We start from the raw sequence: 21,628 nt of genomic DNA on the forward strand, positions 1-21,628 counted from the left end.
GGTGTCGTGTCGAGAGTTGCGTTATCGAGTCGACATGTAGTGACCGTTTCCCCGTCGCGGATTCACTACCGTTCGCGCTATCGCCATGCGAGCTCGTGGTGGCAGCGTCGGGAACATTCGCATCATTGCGTTCATCGTTGCGAGTGGATCCGCTCGGTTGGACAGGTAAGCGGTCTGCTGGGCGACCGGAAGCTCGAAGAAACTGGCGAAGAAGTGGGGGATCAGCTCGGGTTCGAGGTTCAGTGCAGTCCGTAGCCCGAGGTTGCGTAGACGTTGGACCGCCCAAACCGAAAGGGGGCGAACGGAATTGCCGGTGCGGAGTGTCGATACAACGGTGTCGGCCGCGGCGAGTGACGCTGCGACGCTGTATCCGGTGGCCGGGTGCATGAGACTGGATCGCGCGCCGAACCGCACAGCGCCGCGTTCACCTCGCAGGTGCACCGGCGGTTGTACCGGGAACCGGACGCGTTCGATAGGCTCGGTTCCCGTGGGTCGGGCGCCCCGGTTGTGTAATCGTTTCGCGAGGCGATCTCGTAGAACATCGAGACCTAGTGGCGGACTCCCCACGAGACAGGTCTCCTCGAGCAGGATTCGATCATCGTCGAGCGGGACCGCATACAGAAAACTCGGTACCTCCGCAGGCGAGGTGCCGTTGTCGTATCGCCAGTCCATGAACCAAGCATTGGTGTCCTCGAGAAGCGCTACGCCCGCAGAGCGATCGACGATGATGCCGTATGCCGTCTGTTCGGCAAGACCAACCACGCCGGCGGATCCGCGCGCGTCGACAATCGTACGTCCGGTGACCGTTCTTCCATCGGCGAGACGAACGGCGTCCTTGGTCACCGATAGTGCTGTCCCCCGGAGCACGCGAGCTGATCCTTCGCTGAGCACCTGTTGCAGCGCAGCGGTGTCGAGAACGCAATACGTCCGATCGATCGTGTGACGTCGGACCGTCCACGCCGCCGGCCGAGCAATGGTCGACGCGACGGCTGCGGCGGGGAGCCAGTGGGGAAGCTCGTCCGACCAGGCCGAATATGTCGGGGTCCAGCGCCTCTTCGGATGAGGATCGATGGCTACGACGTCGACCCCAGCGGCGGACGCTCGATGTGAGAGGGCTCGACCCGCCGGGCCGAGCCCGACCACGACGAGGTCCGCCGCGACGTCCTCGGACAGCGTTGAATCGTTCACAGTCCGCCGGTGGCCAGCAATCCGCCATCCACTCGGACAGTTTCGCCGGTGATCCAGCACGACGCGTCGGACACGAGAAATCCCACGAGGCTTGCGACGTCTTCCGGAGATCCGAGCCGCTTCATCGGATATGCCGCGGCAGCTTGCTCCTCGCCACCAGCCACCAGCGCCTCGGCGAACTTCGTCTTCACCACCCCCGGTGCAACCGCGTTGACTCGGATCGATGGTCCCAGCTGCCACGCGAGTTCTTCGGTCAAGCGGATCAGGGCCGCTTTGGACGCGCCGTACGCAGCGATCACGCCCGTCGAGCGCAGGCCAGCGACGCTCGCGACGTTCACTACGGCGCCACCGTGCGCTCCCATCCAGGCTCGGTAGGCCTCCTGGATGTACCCCAAGGTGGCGACGACATTGGTGTCGAAGATTTTTCTGACGCCGTCGAGATCGGCGTCCATCAGCGAACCGTAGACAGGATTGATACCGGTGTTGTTGATCAGGATGTCGAGCGAACCGAATACCTCGATCGTCTTGTCCACCGAGTCGCGACGAGAGTCGGCATCACTGGCGTTGCCTGCAATGGCAAGGACCCTGTCGATTCCACTACCTGTGGCTTCGCCGAGTTGGTGGGCGGCTTCGGCCAGCGGTTCAGGTTTGCGAGCGGTGATCGTTACTCGTGCGCCTCGAGCAAGCAGTTCGGCGGCGATTGCCTTGCCGATTCCTCGGCTGGCACCGGTGACGAGGGCCACCTTGCCTGTCAGATCCTGTTCTCGGGCTGTGTTTGCGGCGGTCATGAGTCAAGACGTTACCGGTGTCACTGCTCGGACGGTCGGTAGCACGGCCCCCAAGGGGTTAAAATGAGAGGTTCATGGGCCATGAGTGGTTTCAGGGCCAGGCCCAGCGCACCTTCGACGAGTCATCGTTCGCTACCGCCTGCGACTCGACCGCTCGTGAAAACGGCCAGACGCCGAACTTCGCCCGCTATAGCTAGGAGCACCCGCGTGATTACCGCCACCGACTTGGAAGTTCGTGCCGGTGTCCGCACGTTGCTGTCGACTCAAGGACCAGCACTTCGCGTACAGGGCGGAGACCGTATCGGGTTGGTCGGGCGTAACGGAGCCGGCAAGACCACGACGCTGAGGATTCTTGCGGGTGAGGGCGAGCCCTACGCGGGCACCGTCGTTCGTACGGGCGATCTCGGATACTTGCCACAGGATCCGAAAGAGGGTGACCTCGATGTGCTTGCCAGGGATCGAGTTCTCTCCGCGCGTGGACTCGACACTTTGTTGCATCAGATGGAGAAGCAGCAGGCGTTGATGGCCGAGGTCGCCGACGAGGCGCTTCTCGACAAGGCGGTCCGCAAGTACGGCGAGCTCGAGGAGCGATTCGCATCGCTGGGCGGCTACGAAGCAGAGAGCGAAGCAGCGCGAATCTGCAACAGCCTGGGACTTGCCGATCGCATCCTCGCGCAAGCACTGCGCACGCTGTCCGGTGGCCAACGGCGGCGCGTGGAGTTGGCGCGCATTCTGTTCGCGGCCTCCGACGGGAGCGGCGGACGTTCCGACACGACTCTGCTACTCGACGAACCCACCAACCACCTCGACGCCGACTCCATCACCTGGCTCCGGGGGTTCCTGCAGAACCACGATGGCGGACTGATCGTGATCAGCCACGATGTCGACCTTCTGAGCGACGTGGTCAACCGCGTGTGGTTCCTCGATGCGGTACGCGGCGAAGCCGATGTCTACAACATGAACTGGAAGAAGTACATCGATGCTCGGGCAACCGACGAGCAGCGCAGGCGGCGTGAGCGTGCCAACGCGGAGAAGAAGGCAGGCGCGTTGCGCGTGCAGGCCGCGAAGATGGGCGCGAAAGCAACGAAAGCTGTTGCCGCGCAGAACATGGCAAAGCGTGCTGACAAGCTCATGGCTAACCTCGACGCCGAGCGAGTTTCGGACAAGGTTGCGCACATCCGCTTCCCTGAGCCTGCACCCTGCGGCAAGACCCCCCTCATGGCGAAGAACCTCACCAAGATGTACGGGTCACTGGAAATCTTCGCCGGAGTCGATCTGGCCATCGACCGCGGCAGCCGCGTCGTAGTGCTCGGACTCAACGGTGCGGGCAAGACAACCTTGCTCCGGATTCTGGCGGGTACCGAAAAGTCCGACGCAGGTGAGATCCTCGCCGGCCACGGGCTACGCGTCGGATACTTCGCACAGGAGCACGACACACTCGACGATCGCGCTTCGGTGTGGGAAAACATTCGTCATGCGGCTCCGGACACGGGGGAGCAGGAGTTGCGCTCGTTGCTGGGGGCGTTCATGTTCACCGGACCGCAGCTGGAACAGCCGGCAGGCACGCTGTCGGGCGGTGAGAAGACCAGACTTGCACTTGCCGGGCTTGTGTCCTCTGCTGCCAACGTCCTGCTTCTCGACGAGCCGACGAACAACCTCGACCCGATTTCACGTGAACAGGTGCTCGATGCTCTCCGCAGTTACAAGGGAGCCGTGGTGCTGGTCACTCACGATCCGGGTGCGGCCGAAGCCCTGTCACCCGAGCGGGTCATCCTGCTGCCCGACGGCAACGAGGACCACTGGTCACAGGACTACCTGGAACTAATTCAGCTGGCCTGATACGCGGTTTTCTCGTGGCCGGAGTGTGGCGTCCTCTACCCTGGTTGTGCGGGGGTGTTCGGTGAGTGAAGTGTCGCTGACTGGAGGAACGCCATGCCACCACTACCGGCCCGTGGGTCATTCGCCGAATCCGAGGGTCCGCCCATCGGTAAAGGTGCACGAATCACCGGCGAATCGCGAGAGAGGCTGCGTGCCTCACTGCAGAAGCAGTACTCCGCAGGGGCCAGCATTCGTAGTCTCGCTCACGATCTCGGCAGATCCTATGGATTCGTGCACAAGATTCTGGCCGAATCGGGTGTCGCGTTACGTTCGAGGGGTGGCCCTAATCGGCAGAAGTCACACAGCACCGATTAGCTGTACATCAAGCTAAGCGCTGTCGGGCCTGCGAACCGATGCCTCGACAAGGTCCAGTACCGCCGAGAGGTTGGGCCCTCCCTGACCGGAGGCGATGCGAGCGACAAGACCGTCGAGCACGAGATCGAGATAGTCGTGCATGACATCCTTCGGAACGTCCTCACGCAGTTTGCCCGCCGTTTTCTGACGTTCCAGACGGGCAAGGGTTGCATCGGTGAGTTCCGAGGACTTCTCCGCCCAGCTCTTCCTGAATTCTGGGTCGGTGCGTAAGCGCCTTGCTATTTCCAGCCGAGTACCGAGCCACTCGAAGCGATCGGGTTGCTCGAGAATATCCCGCATGACCTGGACCAAGCCTTGACGAGCGGCCACTTCTGCCATTCGCCGAGCATCTTCCTGCGCGAGCGCGAGAAACAACCCGTCCTTGTCCTTGAAGTGGTGAAAGATCGCGCCTCTGGACAGGCCAGTCGTCTCCTCGAGGCGGCGGACCGTCGCACCCTCGTAGCCGAATTCACCGAAGCAACGTCGTGCGCCGTCGAGAATCTCGCTACGTCGTGCCGCCAAATGGTCCTCGCTGACCTTCGGCACACTGCCTCCTTCATCGGCTGATACGTCGTCCCGCCTCGAGCGCAGAACGCGCACGCCCACTGTCTGTTCGAGTCTGAACCGTTCTCGAAGTGGTCGTGCGCGTTCTGCGTGCTCACTGGTCGAGTTCACTCACCAGCGCTGAGCTGTAAAGAAGTGCTTAGCCTCGGATCATGTTGCGCAGGACGTACTGCAGGATGCCGCCGTTGCGGTAGTAGTCCGCCTCACCTGGGGTGTCGATGCGCACCACTGCGTCGAATTCGACCTTCGTGCCGTCGGTCTTCGTCGCAGTGACAGCCATCGTCTTGGGTGTGACACCCTCGTTCAACTTCTCGACGCCGACGATATCGAATGTCTCGGTACCGTCGAGCTTCAGCGATGCTGCGCTCTCGCCAACCGGGAACTGAAGCGGAACAACGCCCATCCCGATGAGGTTGGAGCGGTGAATACGCTCGAAGGACTCCGTGATGACAGCCTTCACGCCGAGCAGGCTGGTTCCCTTGGCCGCCCAGTCACGTGAGGAGCCGCTTCCGTACTCCTTGCCACCGAGGACCACGAGCGGAATGCCCGCAGCCTGGTAATTCTGCGAAGCATCGTAGATGAATGCCTGCGGTCCATCTTCCAGGGTGAAGTCACGGGTGTAACCGCCCGAGACGTCGTCGAGGAGCTGGTTCTTCAGGCGGATGTTCGCGAACGTTCCACGAATCATGACCTCATGGTTGCCGCGGCGCGAACCCAGCGAGTTGTAGTCCTTGCGCTCGACGCCATGCGAGTCCAAGTACTGGGCAGCAGGCGTTCCTGCCTTGATCGGGCCGGCCGGGCTGATGTGGTCGGTGGTGACCGAATCTCCCAGCAGTGCAAGGACGCGAGCGCCCTTGATGTCCTTTACCGGCTCCGGATCCATCGTCATACCGTCGAAGTACGGGGGCTTGCGCACGTAAGTGGACTTCTCGTCCCACGCGAACGTGTCGCCCTCGGGGGTCGAGAGGTTCTGCCAGCGACTGTCTCCGTCGAAGATCGTCTTGTACGACTTGCGGAACATGTCCTGGCTGATGGACGACTTGATCGTGTCGTCGATCTCCTGTGCGGACGGCCAGATGTCCTTCAAGTAGACAGGCTTGCCGTCGTGATCGTCTCCGAGCGAATCGGTCTCGAAGTCGAAGTCCATCGTGCCGGCGAGGCCGTATGCGATGACGAGCGGCGGAGACGCCAAGTAGTTCATCTTTACGTCGGGGGAGATCCGGCCTTCGAAGTTTCGGTTACCGGAGAGCACTGCAGTGACCGAAAGGTCGTTGTCGTTGATCGCTTTCGAGATCGGCTCTGCGAGAGGACCGGTGTTGCCGATGCAGGTAGTGCATCCGTAGCCACCGAGGTAGTAGCCGAGCTTCTCGAGGTACGGCCACAGACCGGCCTTCTCGTAGTAGTCGGTGACTACCTGCGAGCCGGGCGCCATGTTGGTCTTGACCCACGGCTTGGTGGTCAAGCCCTTGTCGACGGCATTGCGTGCGAGCAGTGCAGCGCCGAGCATGACCGACGGGTTCGAGGTGTTGGTGCAAGAGGTGATGCCTGCGACGACGACCGCGCCATGGTCGAGTACGAACTCGGCGCCCTCTTCGGACTTGACGGTGATCGGCTTGCTCGGGCGACCGTCGGAGCCGTATGCGGCGGACTGGACGGCGACGGCTGCGTCCTCGGTGAAGGACAGGGAAGCGGGGTCGCTCGCCGGGAAGGACTCGTTGAGTGCCTCGTCGAGCTTGCTGTCACCTTCGTGTGCGGCGTGGCTCTCATCGACGTAGTTGTGGATGTCCCTGCGGAACGCAGGCTTGGACTCCGACAACAGGATTCGGTCCTGCGGGCGCTTGGGTCCGGCAATGGACGGAACGACGGTGTTGAGGTCGAGCTCGATGTACTCGGAGTACACGGGCTCGTTCTCCGGGTCGTGCCACATGCCCTGTTCCTTGGCGTACGCCTCGACGAGCGCCAGCTGCTCGTCGCTGCGGCCGGTCAGGCGCAGGTAGTTGATGGTCTCCTCGTCGATCGGGAAGATCGCCGCGGTGGACCCGAACTCGGGGCTCATGTTGCCCAGCGTTGCTCGGTTGGCCAGAGGTACCTCTGCGACGCCCTTGCCGTAGAACTCCACGAACTTGCCGACGACGCCGTGCTTACGAAGCATTTCGGTCGCGGTGAGGACGACGTCGGTCGCGGTTACGCCGGGCTGAATCTCGCCGGAGAGCTTGAAGCCGACTACGCGGGGGATGAGCATCGAGACGGGCTGGCCGAGCATTGCTGCCTCGGCTTCGATCCCGCCGACGCCCCAACCCAACACTCCCAAGCCGTTGACCATCGTGGTGTGTGAATCGGTGCCGACACAAGTATCGGGATACGCCTGTCCGTTGCGGGTCATGACGGTCGGTGCCAGGTATTCGATATTGACCTGGTGCACGATGCCCATGCCTGGGGGGACGACCTTGAAGTCGTCGAATGCGCCCTGTCCCCAGCGAAGGAACTGGTAGCGCTCGCCGTTGCGCTCGTACTCGAGATCGACGTTGCGCTCGAGGGCGTCGGCGCGGCCGAACACGTCGAGGATCACCGAGTGGTCGATGACCATGTCGGCAGGAGAGAGCGGGTTGACCTTGCTCGGGTCGCCGCCCAGTGTGGTCACGGCTTCGCGCATGGTGGCCAGGTCGACGATGCATGGCACGCCGGTGAAGTCCTGCATGATGACGCGAGCTGGGGTGAACTGGATTTCGATGCTCGGGTCCGCGGACGGATCCCACGAAGCGATCGAACGGATATGGTCGGCGGTGATGTTGGCACCGTCCTCGGTGCGAAGGAGGTTCTCCGCGAGGACTTTCAGTGCATATGGCAGCTTTTCGGCACCGGGCAAGGCCGACAGACGGAAGATCTCGTAGGAGTTCTTTCCGACCTCGAGGGTGCCCTTTGCACCGAATGAATTATTACTAGCGGTCACTTCAGCTCCACTCGTCTATGAGGCACACCGCCGACGGGGCTGTGTCGACGGTTGAAGCGAGACCTTCTACGCGACCGAGCGGTGCGCCGAACGCCTCGTTGTAAGTCTAACAGTACGCTTGTCCTGTGAAACCCTGAGGGCAGGCCCGATGATGCGTCGGCATGCCCTGCATCGACAATCCTCACGCAGTGGCACTACCTTCGCAATGCAGGGCAACCTCACTTCGGGCCATGCGGTGAGTGTCCAATGCGGTCCCGATAGGGGTCGGTGACGTAGGGTTCGAACGGGCTGCTCGTACTCTTCGGTAACGACCGCCACCCACCGACTCCGCTAATGCGACTGGACGAGAGATGCCTGATCCAATTCTTGCTTTTGTTCCACTGGCCGCCGAAGTCCCACCCGGTCTGGATATCGATTCGATCGTGGCCGACATCGCCGAGTCCGGTGTCAGTGCGCCTTCGGAACTTCGGAGCGATCTGCAGGCCGTAGTCCAGCGTGCCGAAGAGCACGGAGTCGATCTCGGGATCGTGGTCATGGAAAAGGATCCCGTTCACGATTCTCAGTTGCGTGATCTCGCGACGGCGGTCGGAACCCAGGACGGAGGCACGATCCTCGTCTTGAGTCCAGGTCAGGTGGGGTCCTTCAGTGACACGGTCAGTCGAGTGACGCTTGAGGCTGGGCAAGATCGGACCTACACGGGCAATCCCGTCATCGGAGCCGACAACTTCGTCGACACACTGGTCGGCCCTCAGACTCCGTGGGGTTTGATCACGGGTCTGATCCTGGTGCTCGTGACGGCGGTGGCAGCAGTAACTGCAGTTGCGAAGATCCGGCGCCACAAAGCGCGGAGTATCTCGATGTCAGAGCCCCGCGAGACGGAGCGGCTCACGCCGGCGTTCGAGCCGAGCAACAGTTCTGGTGAGTCCGCCACCGAACGCTGAACACCGACTCTGCTGGAGACCGCAGGAACCAACGCCCCGACTTCTGGTCGGGGCGTTCGTCGTCTGTGGGAAAAAGTCGAAAAAACTGTTTCGCGTATATACCGAGTTCAGGGTATTTGCGCTGGTCGAATTACATATGTGTTCTTTGTGACTGGAGTTTCTTTAGTGTGCAAAGTGTCGTACGGTGCCATTGGCACTGCTGGGGAAGGAGTGTCGCAGAAGGCAGAGGTCTATCCGAGTTGCCTCGGGTGGCGCCTGCTTCGGGTGGGACCGACGTGGTCTACACCTGTGGTGATGCTGCGTGCTTCCTCCCTGCCCGGTGAGCGTGATTTCCGGCACCCGATGTGGGTACCGGGTCCTCTCTTCCGGCGTCGACGATCGACAGAACGTCGCGAGCGCCGGACCAGAGGGAGACAACTTTGAGGCGACGAGCATTCCGCGGGACACGCAGCTGCGCGTTCTCCAACACGGCGAGAATGTTCGTCGGGGCCGGAATGGTTGTTGCGTTGATAAGCGGGGCGTCCGGCGCCGCCGTCGCTGTTCCGCCGCCGCCGCCCAACCCATCCGACTCCGACATTGCCGCCGCGGGATCCGCGGTAGAGCAACAGCTCGGTGCCGTGGGTTCGTTGATCAACCAAGTCGCGTCTGCAAACCAACAGCTCGCCCAACTCGATGCCGATGTGGCGATCAAACGCGAGGATGTCAACAAGGCCCTCGTCGACCTTCAGAATGCTCGGGACGCCGCTGACGTAGCTGCCCAACTAGTGGTCTTTGCTCAGCAGGCTCTCACCGATGCAGGTGTTCAAATCCAGGCGGCACAGCAGAAGTTCAACAACTTCGCCGTGTCGAGTTACACCCAGGGCACAGGTGTCGCCTCGGTGTCCTCGTTCCTCGGATCGAGTGGACCGGACGACGTTCTCGACCGTGCGCAGGTGCTGAAGGTTCTGTCGAACAGTCAGAACGCTGTGCTCGACGGTCTTCAGCGAGCCAGGACCGAACAGGCCAACCGTGACTCCGCGGCTCGCGAGTCCAAACAACAAGCCGATGCCGCAGCCTCGACAGCAGAGTCCAAGAAAGCAGATGCCGAGGAAGCGATAGCGACTGCCCGCGCCGCGTTGCAAGCTCAGGCAGAACAGAAGGCTGCGATCGAGAGCGAGCGCGACTCCGCACAGAGTCAGCTCGATTCCGCACGATCGAACGTGGCAGGACTTGCCGATCAGCGCGTCGCATACTCGACCTGGGAGTCGCAGAAGGCAGCCGAGGATGCAGCCATTGCCGCCGCGGCGGCTGCAGCGAAGCAAGCGGCAGTTCAAGCCGCTGCGAGGGTTGCAGCGAACCAGGCTGCTGCTGCGGCTGCAGCGGCCGCAGCAGCAGGTCAACGATCCCACACCGATATCGACGAAGATCAGGACTCGGTAGGTAGCGACTCCACCGGCGGCGACTCTGCCGACAGCACGGGCACCACGACAACCACGACACCGAAGAAGCCGCGAAGCTCAGGTCAATCGAATCCGTCGCTCACCGGCAGTGCAGCAGTCGAACTCGCCATAGACCGCGGAATGTCTCAGCTGGGCGTCCCGTACTCCTGGGGTGGCGGCGACGAAAACGGACCGACGAAAGGTATCCGGGACGGGGGAGTGGCCGATAGCTACGGCGACTACAACAAGGTCGGCTTCGACTGTTCCGGATTGATGATCTATGCGTTCGGGGGACTCGGCATCTCGCTGCCTCACTACACGGGCTACCAATACACGGCAGGCAAACAGGTCCCATCCTCCAACATGAAGCGCGGGGACATGATCTTCTATGGACCGAATGCCAGTCAGCACGTCGCGTTGTATCTGGGCGACGGGAAGATGCTGGAAGCTCCTCAATCCGGTGACATCGTGAAGGTTTCGGCCGTTCGATACGACGGTATGACGCCGTACGCAGTACGTATGGTGTCCTGACAGAATTCTTCGGGGGCCACTCGGTAGGCTCGCCCCACAGGAGACATCGGTAGCCTTGGGGGGCGGCCCCACGGCGCAAGCAGTCATCGTCTGAAATAGTCGATGGTCGATACCGAACGTGCCCGAGAAGTGATTCGAGTGAAAGCGGTGAATTCTTGGTGACATCACGTGACGGCGCCGAAGCGAACGGCAGCGTCTCGCAGGACAGCGGGTCGAACGGCAGCATGTCCAAGGGCGGCGTCTCGGGCGGGAATGGATCGGGCCGCACCGATGCTGCGGGGCTCGCACATGATGTGCAGATCCTCGAGAAGGCCGTATACGAGGTCAAGCGGGTGATCGTCGGCCAGGATCGATTGGTCGAAAGGATCCTCGTAGGGCTTCTTGCACGCGGTCACGTACTCCTCGAAGGAGTGCCTGGAGTGGCGAAGACCCTGGCCGTGGAAACTTTCGCCAAGGTAGTCGGTGGAACTTTCTCTCGCGTTCAATTCACGCCCGACCTGGTGCCCACCGACCTGATCGGTACCCGCATCTACCGGCAGGGTCGCGAAGAATTCGACACCGAACTAGGCCCGGTCGTTGCCAACTTCGTGCTGGCCGACGAGATCAACCGCGCGCCCGCCAAAGTGCAGTCCGCATTGCTGGAAGTTATGGCGGAGCGGCAAGTATCCATCGGTGGTCACACGTTCCCGATGCCCGACCCATTTCTTGTCATGGCGACGCAGAACCCGATCGAGAACGAAGGTGTCTATCCCCTTCCTGAAGCTCAGCGTGACCGGTTCTTGTTCAAGATCGTCGTCGACTACCCCTCGGTCGAGGAAGAACGCGAAATCGTCTACCGGATGGGCACCGCTGTCCCGACTCCGAAGCAGATCCTCGATCCCGAGGAGCTGGTGCGACTTCAAAACGTCGCGAGCTCGGTGTTCGTTCATCACGCAATCGTCGACTACGTCGTCCGAGTCATCGCTGCGACGAGAACGCCGGAACAACTCGGTCTCGACGACGTCGCAAGTTGGATCGCTTACGGCGCGTCGCCGCGAGCAACTCTCGGAATCATCGCGGCATCGCGTGCCCTTGCTCTGGTGCGAGGACGTGACTACGTGGTGCCGCAGGACGTTCTCGAAGTGATCCCCGACGTTCTCCGTCACCGACTCGTCCTGTCCTACGACGCACTCGCCGACGAGGTGACTCCGGAAGATGTGATCACTCGGGTATTGCAGGCGGTGGGTCTTCCCCAGGTGGCCCCTCAAGCGGTCGGTGCGCAGCAGGCCCCCCAAGCGCCGTTCGTCCCGCAGCAACCGGCGAATCAAAGCGCGGCGCCGCAGCGTCCCCCGCAACAGGGAATGCCACAGCAGCAGGGAGCGCCACAGCAGGGATACAACCCAGGCGTGCAACAGGGGCATCCGGGTCCAGGGCCGTCCCTGGACAAATCCGCGGGGAGTTCCCCAGCCGTGGGTAGCCAGCAGCAGTGAGCGGGGCACTTGCCCGCGGGGCGGGTCGAGCACCCGACTCGCGGCCCCCGTCTTTCCGGAGCGGTGAACTACGTGACCCCACACTCGCTGCGGCGTTGCGCACCTTGGAGTTGACAGTCCGCCGTCGTCTCGACGGTGTGTTGCACGGCGACCATCTCGGATTGATTCCGGGACCTGGTTCCGAGCCCGGCGACGCGCGGGAGTACCAGCCTGGCGACGACGTCCGACAGATGGACTGGTCGGTGACTGCTCGGACGACTCACCCACACGTTCGTCAGTCTGTTGCCGATCGCGAGCTGGAAACCTGGATGGTCGTCGATCTGTCTGCCAGTCTCGATTTCGGTACGACGGGGTGCGAGAAGCGAGATCTGGCTGTCGCGGCTGCCGCGGCAATCACGCACTTGACCAGCGGTGGAGGTAATCGCATCGGTGCTGTGGTTGCTACTGGAGCACAGACGACTCGGATCCCGGCCAGGGGTGGCCGGATCCACTCGCAGACGTTGCTGCGGACCATCGCGACGACACCCAGTGCCGCCGACGGTGTGCGAGGAAATCTTCGCGAGGCAATCGAGGCGCTCCGCCGCCCCCAACGCAGGCGGGGGATGGCAGTGGTGATCAGTGATTTTCTCGGGCCGATCGACTGGGAGCGATCGCTGCGAGCGATCTCTGCACGGCACGATGTGTTGGCAGTGGAAATACTCGATCCTCGGGACGTCGAACTGCCAGATGTCGGGGATGTGGTCCTCCACGACCCCGAAACCGGTCGCACCCGTGAATTCAGCACGACGCCGCAGTTGCGTGCCGATTTCGCCGAGGCCGCCGCGTCGCATCGCGAGGACGTGGAGCGTGCGCTTCGACGATGTGGCGCTCCGCGCTTGACACTTAGAACCGACGGCGACTGGATAGCGGACGTCGTCCGTTTCGTTTCTTCACGCCGACACACTCTCGGTTCCAGTGCAGTCAATTCGGCTCGGGCAGGTCGCCGGTGAGTCTGTCCGAGTTCACCTCACCGTGGTGGCTGCTGTTCGTCCTCGTCGTTGCCGGTTTGGTCGTCGGTTACGTATTGGCGCAGCGCCGTCGTCACAAACACACTTTGCGGTTCTCGAACATGGAACTGTTGGAGAAGGTGGCGCCGACGCGACCGGGTTACTGGCGCCACGTGCCGACGGCACTGGTCCTGGCCGGTCTGCTCGTACTGACAATTGCCTTGGCGGGTCCGACTGCTGATCAAAAGGTGCCTCGAAACCGCGCGACGGTGATACTCGTGATCGACGTGTCGTTGTCGATGGAGGCAACGGACGTCGAACCGTCTCGCTTGGCGGCCGCGCAGGAGGCAGGAAAGTCGTTCGCCGAAGGGTTGACTCCAGGTATCAACCTCGGGCTCGTCGCTTTCGCTGGAACGGCGTCGGTGCTCGTATCTCCGACCGCTAACCGAGAAGCGACCAAGGCGGCCATCGACAAACTCCAATTGAGCGAGCGCACGGCCACTGGCGAGGCTATTTTCACCTCGCTGCAGTCGATCGACACACTGGGAGCAGTGCTCGGTGGCGGCGATGCGGCCCCGCCCGCTCGAATCGTCTTGTTGTCCGATGGCAAGCAGACCGTTCCGGAGAGCCCTGACGATCCGCGGGGTGGATACACTGCCGCGCGCGCCGCGAAGGACAAGAACGTACCGATTTCCACAATCTCGTTCGGAACGAGCTACGGGACAGTCGATATCGAAGACGAGTCGGGAGTCGAACGAGTTCCGGTTCCAGTCGATGATCCGTCCTTGCGGGAGATTGCCGATCTTTCCGGTGGGAGCTTCTTCACTGCGTCCTCACTCGAAGAACTGCGCGCGGTGTACGACACGCTGGAGGAGCAGATCGGGTTCGAGATCACCCGTGGAGATGCCAGCCGTCCGTGGTTGATTCTCGGAGTTGTACTCACCGCATTGGGTTTGGGCACTGCTTTGGTTCTTCGGCAACGACTGCCCTGATTCGCTGTTATTACTCACCAGTAAGTTTCGCTTTGTCATTCCGGGACGAACAGATAGGTTGCAGGCATGTCCAAACCAGACTTCATTGCTCGATCGGTACTTGTCACCGGAGGGAACCGAGGTATCGGTCTGTCCATCGCTCAGAGACTTTCGGAGGACGGCCACAAGGTAGCCGTGACGCATCGCGGTTCCGGGGTGCCCGACGGCCTGTTCGGGGTTGTCTGTGACGTCACCGATTCCGAGTCGATCGACGCCGCCTTCAAAGAGGTCGAAGCGAAGCACGGGCCGGTCGAGGTTCTGGTGTCGAACGCCGGCATCACCGACGACACCTTGATCATGAGAATGAGCGAGGATCAGTTCTCTCGCGTGATCGACGCGAACCTGACCGGTGCCTTCCGAGTCGCCAAGCGCGCCAGTCGCTCGATGCTCCGTGCCCGTTACGGCCGCTTCATTTTCATTGGATCCGTCGTGGCTCTGGCAGGAACTCCCGGCCAAGCCAACTACGCGGCGTCGAAGGCCGGCGTCATCGGGCTTGCTCGGTCGCTCACTCGTGAGCTGGGGTCCCGGTCGATCACGGCGAATGTCGTCGCTCCCGGCTTCATCGACACGGAGATGACTCAGGCATTGGACGAGAAGTACCAAGAGATGGCTGTCAGCGCTATTCCGCTTGGCCGCAAGGGTAAGACGGATGAGGTTGCCGGCGTCGTCAGTTGGCTTGCCTCCGAGGACGCCGCGTACGTCTCGGGTGCGGTCATTCCCGTCGACGGTGGCCTCGGCATGGGCCACTGACCTCTCGATTATCCGAGTTTTCGCAACTGGTACACCTCTTTTCTCATTTCGACTCGATCGGTAAGGAAGAACATGGGCGGACTGCTCGAAGGAAAGACCATCCTGATCACCGGCATCATCACCGATGCCTCGATCGCGTTCCACGCCGCAGCCATGGCACAGGAGCAAGGCGCGAAGGTCATCATCACGGGTTTCGATCGACTTCGGTTGATCGATCGCATCGCCAAGCGCCTGCCCGAGGAAGTGCCCCCAGCGATCGAACTCGACGCCACCAACGAGGAGCATTTGTCGGCCCTCGCTGATCGCATTCGTGCAGTGGCCCCCGAAGGCATCGACGGCGTCTTGCATTCGATCGCTTTTGCGCCCCGCACGCTCATGGGCCCGGATGCGATGCCGTTCCTCGAGGGGCCCGGTCCCGACGCGGCACGCGCATTCGAAATATCGGCGTGGAGTTACGCATCGCTGGCGCGGGCTGTTCTGCCTGTCATGAACGAGGGCGGTTCCATCGTCGGTATGGACTTCGATCCACGGACCTCGATGCCGTACTACAACTGGATGGGCGTGGCGAAGGCTGCACTCGAGTCGGTCAACCGGTACGTGGCTCGTGAAGTAGGCGCAGCCAAGAAGATCAGGTCCAATCTGGTCGCCGCTGGGCCGATCAAAACCCTTGCTGCCAAAGCCATCGCGGGAACGGCTACCGGGGACGCAACCAAGATGAATCAGCTCAACGATTACTGGTCCGGTTCGGCGCCTATCGGCTGGGATGTCGACAACCCGACAGTGGTCGCGAAGTCGATCGTGGCCTTGTTGTCGGATTGGTTGCCGGGTACAACCGGCTCGATCGTGTACGTCGACGGCGGTGCCAGCCACAACACCTGGTTGCCCGACGACATGTAGTCCGTCTCGCCTCATGCAAGCACCGACGAGTGGGGGCCTACCAGATGGTGGATCGATGCTTGCATGAGGCAACCTGAGCGAACCTGTTGTCTTCGAGCGCGCACAATGGGGACATGACCGAGTCTGCGGGTTTCGATGCCATCCTGGTTCTCTCCTTCGGCGGCCCGGAGGAGCCCGCCCATGTTCGGCCGTTTCTCGAAAATGTGACGCGCGGGCGTGGGGTCCCGCCCGAACGGCTCGACGAGGTAGTCGAGCACTACATGCACTTCGGGGGTGTGTCGCCGATCAATGCGCTCAATCGCGACATCATCTCTGCGCTGGAAGCTGTATTCGCCGCGGCCGGTGTCGACCTGCCGATCTATTTCGGTAACAGGAACTGGCATCCGATGGTCGAGGACACCGTCGCGCAAATGCAGTCGGACGGTATCGAACGTGCGCTGGTCTTTCCGACGTCGGCGTGGGGTGGGTATTCGGGTTGTCGCCAGTACCATGAGGATGTGGCCAGAGCCAGGGAAGCTGTCGGTGCCGACGCGCCCGACCTGGTGAAGATCAGACAGTATTACGACCATCCCTTGCTGATCGCTGCTTTCGCCGATTCGATTACGGCCGCGATGGATTCGCTTTCGGCCGCGAGCCGCTCGAAGGCAAGATTGGTGTTCACAGCACATTCGATACCGAGCGCCGCCGACGCCAATGCCGGGCCTCCGGCGGACGGTGGCCACCTCTACAGCAGGCAGGTGGAGGAAGCGTCCAGGCTCGCTGCGGCAGCTGTAGGTGTGGACGACTACGACCTCGTCTGGCAGTCGCGGTCAGGTCCGCCGCAGGTGCCGTGGCTGGAACCGGACATCTGCGACCATTTGGATGCGCTGTCGGGCAAGGGCGTAGAAGCGGTAGTGGTTTGTCCCGTGGGATTCGTCTCCGATCACCTCGAAGTCGTCTGGGACCTCGACACCGAGGCCGAGGAGAAGGCCAGAGAGCTGAATATGGCTTTCGCGCGAGCCTCTACACCGGGAACCGACCCACGGTTCGCGCAGATGATCCTCGAACTCGTCGAAGAGCATCTCAGCGACGCGACGCCGCGTGGAATCGGAAGTGTCCCGAAATATGGCTCGACACTCAACGGCAGCCGATGCGCAATTCGATGCTGCGAGCAGCCCGTTCGCCCGGCACGCCCCAGCTAGCGGCCGGGCGCGCTGGACTCGATACTCGTCGAGAGTGCTATCGCACGAGCTTTTCTCACCGCAGCCCACAACGGTCTGATCAAATCCTCACGAGCGGCCGCTCCGAGTGCCGTGGCGGGTTCGGTCGGGGAAGAGTGTTGTGCCACCGAAAGAATGGCTGCCACGCGATCTGCCGACTCGAGCACTCGAAGTGCCCGCTCCGACATTTCCGACGGATAGCGGTGTCGGCCGAGATCGGCAAGCTCGGCGGCGATACGGGTTCGGGGGTCTCCCAGTTCGGTTCGAGTCGGTAGCGATTGAAGCGAACCGAGGGCTTCGACAGCGCCACGAACCGCTTCCCGCATGGCGTATTCGGCTTCTCCGAGGGTGAAGTCGCGTTGCGCACGCGGCGGCAGGACGATCGAGAACACCGTCCATCGGAGGACGTCCGGCCCCTCTGCGGTTGGTACGAGTCCCAGTCCTCGGGTCTCGGGATCGCCGACCAAAACGGCCTCTCCGGTCTGAATGGCCAGGCGCCCGAACGGACTCTTCGGTGACACGTTCGACGTGGCACCAGGATGGGGGAGGAGGAGTTCGATTGCGGGGTTGGTGCGGTCACTCGGTACCTGAGCGCGAATGAGGGTGAGTAGGCCTGCCACACCCTCATCGCGAGGACTCGGCCATGGCAGCCCGGTCTCGAGCGCCGATTCTTGATCGCCGGCAACCGCCAGATGCATCGGTGCCCACTCCGCCATCGAATCGATCACGTTGTCGGGCGCGCTGAAACCGGCCAGCCACGAGCTGGCCCACACGGCAAGGCTTGCACTTGGAGAACTCACGACTTCCAAGCATAGGTCGGCGTGGCGACGCGCGCTCGGGCGTGGGGGTGGCTACCGTTGTCGGCCGTGACGAACATGTACGGCGAAGACATACTTTCAGGACACAGCCGCTTGCGAAAGGTGCCTGTCCCGCAGGTGTCGGCCGAGTGCGGACTCGTCGTCGAGGACTCTGCTACCGGGTATTGCGGTGCGGTGATCGGGTTCGAGCGTACGTACGACGGCGATTTCGTACGCCTCGAAGATTCGGCTCGCACGACGCGGTTGTTCGCGTTGCGCGAAGCGGCATTTCTGATCGACGGCAAGCGCGTCACCCTCGTGCGTGCGACGGCATCTCCGAAGAAGGCCGAGTCGACGCGATCGGCTTCCGGCTCGACCAAAGTCGAGGGATTGCGTGCTCGTACCGCTCGCGCCAGCCGGATCTGGGTCGAGGGCGTGCACGACGCGGCCCTCGTGGAAAGTGTGTGGGGCCACGACCTCCGGGTAGAGGGAGTCGTCGTCGAGCACCTGGAGGGGCTGGACAATCTGGGCGAGCGCCTGGCCGAATTCGAACCAGGCCCTGGCCGGCGAGTGGGTGTCCTGGTCGACCACCTCGTCACGGGATCCAAGGAGTCGAAATTGACTGCCTCGCTCGGCCCACACGTACTTGTCACCGGCCACCCGTACATCGATGTGTGGGAAGCCGTCCGGCCGAAGGCTGTCGGAATCAGTGCGTGGCCGAAGATTCCCCGCGGTCAGGATTGGAAGACGGGTATCTGTCGCGAGCTCGGGTGGGGAACTCCGAAGGAGGGTTGGCGACATGTGTATTCGTCGGTCTCGTCGTTCCGAGATCTCGAAGCGCCGTTGATCGGAGCAGTCGAACAGCTGGTCGACTTCGTAACGGAGTAAGATCCGCCGCCCGATGTCCGATTTCTGGTTAGATGGAGGTTGTGGCGGCGATAATTTGGCTCATTGCAGGAATTGCACTCGCGGCGGCCGAAGCGCTGACGGGAGATTTCTTTCTGCTCATGATCGCCGGTGGTGCTCTTGCGACCGCCGGGATTTCGGCCGTCACGGACTTCCCAGTGTGGGCCGATGCAGTTGTGTTCGGACTCGTGTCCTTGGTGCTGGTGCTGGGTGTACGGCCGATGTTGTTGCGACGCTTCGCCGCTCCGCCCGCGCTCGCCACCAACGCTGCCGCGTTGTCGGGCAAGAGTGCGATTGTGCTCGAACAGGTTTCGGCGCACGAGGGTCAGGTGAAGCTCGGCGGCGAGGTGTGGACTGCGCGTCCCCTCGACGAATCCGAGGTCTACGCACCGGGAGTGACTGTGACCGTGATGGAAATAGACGGCGCTACTGCCGTCGTGTGGAGGGGACCGTAGTTTTATGACAGCACTGATCGTTCTCGGCGTCATCGTTCTTCTCGTCGTCATACTCGTGGCCAAATCCGTCTCGATCATTCCGCAGGCCGAGGCAGCAGTGATCGAGAGGCTCGGGCGGTACGTTCGCACCGTTTCCGGGCAGCTGACTTTCCTCGTACCGTTCGTCGACCGGATTCGAGCGAAGGTGGATCTGCGAGAGCGTGTCGTCTCGTTCCCGCCGCAACCGGTGATCACCAAGGACAACCTGACTGTTTCGATCGACACCGTTGTCTATTTCCAGGTCACGAATCCGCAGTCCGCGGTCTACGAAATCAACAATTACATTGTCGGCGTCGAGCAGTTGACCACCACGACGCTGCGTAACGTCGTCGGCGGCATGACGCTGGAAGAAACTCTGACGTCCCGTGATCAGATCAACGGCCAGTTGCGGGTCGTCCTCGACGAGGCGACGGGTCGATGGGGACTGCGGGTCGCACGCGTGGAACTCAAGAGCATCGATCCGCCTCCGTCGATCCAAGAGTCGATGGAGAAGCAGATGAAGGCGGACCGCGAGAAGCGGGCCACCATTCTTACGGCAGAAGGCCACCGCGAGTCCGCGATCAAGACCGCGGAGGGCGACAAACAGAGCCGCATCCTTGCCGCCGAGGGCGGAAAGCAAGCCTCGATTCTCACGGCCGAGGGCGAGCGTCAGTCTCGGATTCTGCGGGCAGAAGGCGACCGGGCCGCGAAGTATCTGCAGGCTCAGGGTCAGGCAAAAGCAATCGAGAAGGTATTTGCGGCCATCAAGGCAGGAAAGCCGACTCCGGAACTGCTTGCTTACCAGTACATGCAGACTCTTCCCCAGATGGCGCAGGGCGACGCCAACAAGGTGTGGATGATCCCGAGCGACTTCGGTGATGCGTTGAAAGGTTTTGCCAAGACCCTCGGAACACCAGGCGAGGACGGCGTTTTCCGTTATGAGCCCAGCTCGAGTACCGGCGACGAGCCCAAGGCTGCAGACGATTCCGACGAGGTTGCCGAGTGGTTCGAAACGAAAACGGACCCCGCAGTGGCCCAGGCGGTCGCTGCTGCCGAGGCGGTTGCCCGGACACCGGTCGATACCTCGTTAGCGCCTGACCCCAGTCTGACCAAGGGCACTGACGTCGGACAACTTCCTGCACCGCAGCCAGAGTCGGCTCCACCGGCAGAGCCGAACTAGGCCCCACACAGACTCAACAGGCTCGAATCATCCCTCGGCACGTCACTTGGTGGCGGCCGAGGGATGATGTGTATGTGCCCACAGTTCAGGTGGCGAGTGCCTGTCCGACGCCACAGACGGCAACCGCCCACATGACGCTGGCGAAAGTTCCGATGATGAACTGCTCGGACGCCGCGGACGCCTGGGATCCTCGCAGTTCGGGGTAGCGGGCAAGGCCTTTGACCGCCAGAACGATTGCAATGCCCTCGGGCCATCCGGCCAGAATGGATGCTGCGACTGCGGTGCGCTCGAGCACTCCGATCGTGCGCCCGCCGTGTAGTGGTTCTACGGGCGTGTCCGGAGTCGGTGTCCGGTCGCGTCGCGCCAAGCGGAAGACTTCGGCGACTATCGGCGACCCACCCACTACGGCCGCCAGAACGGTAACGACGTAGGTGGCGGCCAGGGCGAATCCTCGGGCCGGATCGGTGGTCGTGCCTACCGCTGCCGCCGAGGCCAACAACGTGAGAGATAGTGCGGCAGGCGCCCAACGCGGAACCGAGGCTCTCGACTGGAAGACCGAGGCCGTTGCCGACAGCCCCAGAAGTATCAGAGTCACCGCGATCATGAATTCCCCCTAGGTATTCCGTGCAGTGTTGCCAAGTGCGATCGATCGGACCGGAGATTCAGTGGTTTCCGATGGTGACGTCCAGTTCGGTGAGTAGTCGTTCGGCGAGGGCACGGCCGCTCGCCTCGATACTCCACCGAGCTACCGACAACCGTTGAGATATGGCCTGCTTGGTGATCCCGAGAGTCTCCGCCGCGCTTTTCTGCGTATGGCCGCGGGCCATCAGGTCCGTCGCCTCATGCCCTTGTTCTGTTCTGTCGGTGATGAGTAGTGCGATCAGTGTCAGTGCGGTCTCGGCATCTCGGCATGGCGTATCGAGATCTCGATTCGCAGCCGTGACGGCGACGGCGGCGGGAGCGTTCTTGGCACGGGTGACCGCGTCACGTGCTGCCTCGAAAGCCGGGCCCCGGCCGGCGCGTGTCGAGTCGGGCAGCGGCTCTTCGACCTGTCCGATGCCGATGCCGACGCTCCACGTGCCCAGTCTGACCAGTGTCAGCGTGAGGTCCACGACAGTGTGCGCGTCGGTTGCCACCGCCTGGATTTCATCGCCTGCAGTACGTTCGAAACCTCGAAGGAGGGGAGCGTTTCGCGTCAGTTCCAGCACGGCTTCAACTCTGTCGATATCGCGTCGGCTTCGACGTTGATCCACCGTCATTACGAACATGAGTCAAGCCTAGGTGCTTGATTTCTGATAGTCAACGTATAGAGGTTGATTAAGTAAAGT

At 62.2% G+C, this 21,628-nt stretch carries 20 protein-coding genes; 13 read left to right on the forward strand and 7 right to left on the reverse strand.

Annotated features, from left to right (window positions below):
• Positions 1 to 21: 21 nt before the first annotated feature.
• On the reverse strand, positions 22 to 1,188 hold the full coding sequence (locus BJD99_RS19850) for a lycopene cyclase family protein (protein ID WP_256895932.1): 1,167 nt from the start codon (positions 1,186 to 1,188) through the stop codon (positions 22 to 24).
• Positions 1,185 to 1,976, reverse strand: a complete 792-nt coding sequence (locus BJD99_RS19855; protein WP_084348848.1) for an SDR family oxidoreductase — start codon at positions 1,974 to 1,976, stop codon at positions 1,185 to 1,187. Before BJD99_RS19855 ends, BJD99_RS19850 begins: the two co-directional genes overlap by 4 nt.
• Positions 1,977 to 2,183: 207 nt before the next feature.
• Between BJD99_RS19855 and BJD99_RS19860 the strand changes: the two genes are divergently transcribed.
• Together BJD99_RS19860 and BJD99_RS21365 are read left to right on the forward strand one after the other, a co-directional pair.
• On the forward strand, positions 2,184 to 3,815 hold the full coding sequence (locus tag BJD99_RS19860; protein WP_084348849.1) for an ABC-F family ATP-binding cassette domain-containing protein: 1,632 nt from the start codon (positions 2,184 to 2,186) through the stop codon (positions 3,813 to 3,815).
• Between the two features lie 93 nt (positions 3,816 to 3,908).
• Positions 3,909 to 4,169 (forward strand): helix-turn-helix domain-containing protein, encoded by a 261-nt coding sequence (locus tag BJD99_RS21365; RefSeq protein ID WP_084348850.1) that lies wholly within the window; start codon positions 3,909 to 3,911, stop codon positions 4,167 to 4,169.
• A 12-nt stretch (positions 4,170 to 4,181) separates the two neighbouring features.
• On the opposite strand, the gene BJD99_RS19870 is transcribed toward BJD99_RS21365, so the two are convergent.
• Complete coding sequence (locus BJD99_RS19870; protein ID WP_084349004.1) at positions 4,182 to 4,754, reverse strand: TetR/AcrR family transcriptional regulator; 573 nt, start codon at positions 4,752 to 4,754, stop codon at positions 4,182 to 4,184.
• 157 nt (positions 4,755 to 4,911) lie between these two features.
• Complete coding sequence (gene acnA / locus BJD99_RS19875) at positions 4,912 to 7,722, reverse strand: aconitate hydratase AcnA (protein WP_084348851.1); 2,811 nt, start codon at positions 7,720 to 7,722, stop codon at positions 4,912 to 4,914.
• Positions 7,723 to 8,072: 350 nt separating this feature from the next.
• On the opposite strand from acnA, the gene BJD99_RS19880 reads away from it, so the two are divergent.
• The 8 genes from BJD99_RS19880 to BJD99_RS19915 all read left to right on the forward strand — a co-directional run bounded on the left by BJD99_RS19880 (position 8,073) and on the right by BJD99_RS19915 (position 16,926).
• Positions 8,073 to 8,663 carry a DUF6676 family protein gene (locus tag BJD99_RS19880; RefSeq protein ID WP_179142427.1) on the forward strand — a complete coding sequence of 197 codons (591 nt, stop codon included), beginning with the start codon at positions 8,073 to 8,075 and terminating at the stop codon, positions 8,661 to 8,663.
• A gap of 476 nt (positions 8,664 to 9,139) precedes the next feature.
• Positions 9,140 to 10,612, forward strand: coding sequence for an NlpC/P60 family protein (locus BJD99_RS19885; RefSeq protein WP_179142445.1), 1,473 nt, complete (start codon positions 9,140 to 9,142; stop codon positions 10,610 to 10,612).
• A gap of 224 nt (positions 10,613 to 10,836) precedes the next feature.
• The gene (locus BJD99_RS19890) at positions 10,837 to 12,081 is read left to right on the forward strand and encodes a MoxR family ATPase (protein WP_143542252.1); all 1,245 of its coding nucleotides are present in this window, start codon (positions 10,837 to 10,839) and stop codon (positions 12,079 to 12,081) included.
• The gene (locus BJD99_RS19895) at positions 12,078 to 13,070 is read left to right on the forward strand and encodes a DUF58 domain-containing protein (protein ID WP_084348853.1); all 993 of its coding nucleotides are present in this window, start codon (positions 12,078 to 12,080) and stop codon (positions 13,068 to 13,070) included. Before BJD99_RS19890 ends, BJD99_RS19895 begins: the two co-directional genes overlap by 4 nt.
• Positions 13,067 to 14,059, forward strand: coding sequence for a VWA domain-containing protein (locus BJD99_RS19900; protein WP_084348854.1), 993 nt, complete (start codon positions 13,067 to 13,069; stop codon positions 14,057 to 14,059). The genes BJD99_RS19895 and BJD99_RS19900 overlap by 4 nt, the downstream gene beginning before the upstream one ends.
• A 66-nt stretch (positions 14,060 to 14,125) precedes the next feature.
• Entirely contained in the window at positions 14,126 to 14,848 is a 723-nt protein-coding gene (gene fabG1, locus BJD99_RS19905; RefSeq protein WP_084348855.1) for a 3-oxoacyl-ACP reductase FabG1, read from the forward strand.
• A 72-nt stretch (positions 14,849 to 14,920) separates the two neighbouring features.
• Entirely contained in the window at positions 14,921 to 15,745 is an 825-nt protein-coding gene (gene inhA / locus BJD99_RS19910) for an NADH-dependent enoyl-ACP reductase InhA (protein WP_084348856.1), read from the forward strand.
• A gap of 113 nt (positions 15,746 to 15,858) precedes the next feature.
• Positions 15,859 to 16,926, forward strand: coding sequence for a ferrochelatase (locus BJD99_RS19915; protein WP_084348857.1), 1,068 nt, complete (start codon positions 15,859 to 15,861; stop codon positions 16,924 to 16,926).
• Here BJD99_RS19915 and BJD99_RS19920 read toward each other — a convergent pair.
• Positions 16,923 to 17,744, reverse strand: a complete 822-nt coding sequence (locus BJD99_RS19920) for a hypothetical protein (protein WP_179142428.1) — start codon at positions 17,742 to 17,744, stop codon at positions 16,923 to 16,925. The genes BJD99_RS19915 and BJD99_RS19920 overlap by 4 nt on opposite strands.
• Before the next feature lie 75 nt (positions 17,745 to 17,819).
• On the opposite strand from BJD99_RS19920, the gene BJD99_RS19925 reads away from it, so the two are divergent.
• From BJD99_RS19925 to BJD99_RS19935, 3 genes are read left to right on the forward strand one after another with little or no spacing between them, the layout of a single operon-like run.
• Entirely contained in the window at positions 17,820 to 18,629 is an 810-nt protein-coding gene (locus tag BJD99_RS19925; RefSeq protein ID WP_084349007.1) for a DUF3097 domain-containing protein, read from the forward strand.
• A gap of 41 nt (positions 18,630 to 18,670) precedes the next feature.
• Positions 18,671 to 19,102 (forward strand): NfeD family protein, encoded by a 432-nt coding sequence (locus tag BJD99_RS19930; RefSeq protein WP_084349008.1) that lies wholly within the window; start codon positions 18,671 to 18,673, stop codon positions 19,100 to 19,102.
• 4 nt (positions 19,103 to 19,106) lie between these two features.
• The gene (locus tag BJD99_RS19935) at positions 19,107 to 20,300 is read left to right on the forward strand and encodes an SPFH domain-containing protein (RefSeq protein WP_084348858.1); all 1,194 of its coding nucleotides are present in this window, start codon (positions 19,107 to 19,109) and stop codon (positions 20,298 to 20,300) included.
• A gap of 85 nt (positions 20,301 to 20,385) precedes the next feature.
• Here the strand turns inward: BJD99_RS19935 and BJD99_RS19940 are convergent, their stop codons facing one another.
• Positions 20,386 to 20,904: a hypothetical protein gene (locus tag BJD99_RS19940; RefSeq protein ID WP_084348859.1), complete on the reverse strand. Its 519-nt coding sequence runs from the start codon at positions 20,902 to 20,904 to the stop codon at positions 20,386 to 20,388.
• A gap of 58 nt (positions 20,905 to 20,962) precedes the next feature.
• Positions 20,963 to 21,568 (reverse strand): hypothetical protein, encoded by a 606-nt coding sequence (locus tag BJD99_RS19945; RefSeq protein WP_084348860.1) that lies wholly within the window; start codon positions 21,566 to 21,568, stop codon positions 20,963 to 20,965.
• Positions 21,569 to 21,628: the final 60 nt, after the last annotated feature.

Source organism: Rhodococcus sp. 1163 (assembly GCF_002091985.1).
Lineage (GTDB): Bacteria > Actinomycetota > Actinomycetes > Mycobacteriales > Mycobacteriaceae > Rhodococcoides.

Bases quoted from the DNA above. Each gene is read 5' to 3' on its own strand.
- BJD99_RS19855 (WP_084348848.1), bottom strand. From the start codon at position 1,976: ATGACCGCCGCAAACACAGCCCGAGAACAGGATCTGACAGGCAAGGTG.
- BJD99_RS21365 (WP_084348850.1), top strand. From the start codon at position 3,909: ATGCCACCACTACCGGCCCGTGGGTCATTCGCCGAATCCGAGGGTCCG.
- BJD99_RS19880 (WP_179142427.1), top strand. From the start codon at position 8,073: ATGCCTGATCCAATTCTTGCTTTTGTTCCACTGGCCGCCGAAGTCCCA.
- BJD99_RS19885 (WP_179142445.1), top strand. From the start codon at position 9,140: ATGTTCGTCGGGGCCGGAATGGTTGTTGCGTTGATAAGCGGGGCGTCC.
- BJD99_RS19890 (WP_143542252.1), top strand. From the start codon at position 10,837: ATGTCCAAGGGCGGCGTCTCGGGCGGGAATGGATCGGGCCGCACCGAT.
- fabG1 (WP_084348855.1), top strand. From the start codon at position 14,126: ATGTCCAAACCAGACTTCATTGCTCGATCGGTACTTGTCACCGGAGGG.
- inhA (WP_084348856.1), top strand. From the start codon at position 14,921: ATGGGCGGACTGCTCGAAGGAAAGACCATCCTGATCACCGGCATCATC.
- BJD99_RS19915 (WP_084348857.1), top strand. From the start codon at position 15,859: ATGACCGAGTCTGCGGGTTTCGATGCCATCCTGGTTCTCTCCTTCGGC.
- BJD99_RS19925 (WP_084349007.1), top strand. From the start codon at position 17,820: ATGTACGGCGAAGACATACTTTCAGGACACAGCCGCTTGCGAAAGGTG.
- BJD99_RS19935 (WP_084348858.1), top strand. From the start codon at position 19,107: ATGACAGCACTGATCGTTCTCGGCGTCATCGTTCTTCTCGTCGTCATA.
- BJD99_RS19940 (WP_084348859.1), bottom strand. From the start codon at position 20,904: ATGATCGCGGTGACTCTGATACTTCTGGGGCTGTCGGCAACGGCCTCG.
- BJD99_RS19945 (WP_084348860.1), bottom strand. From the start codon at position 21,568: ATGTTCGTAATGACGGTGGATCAACGTCGAAGCCGACGCGATATCGAC.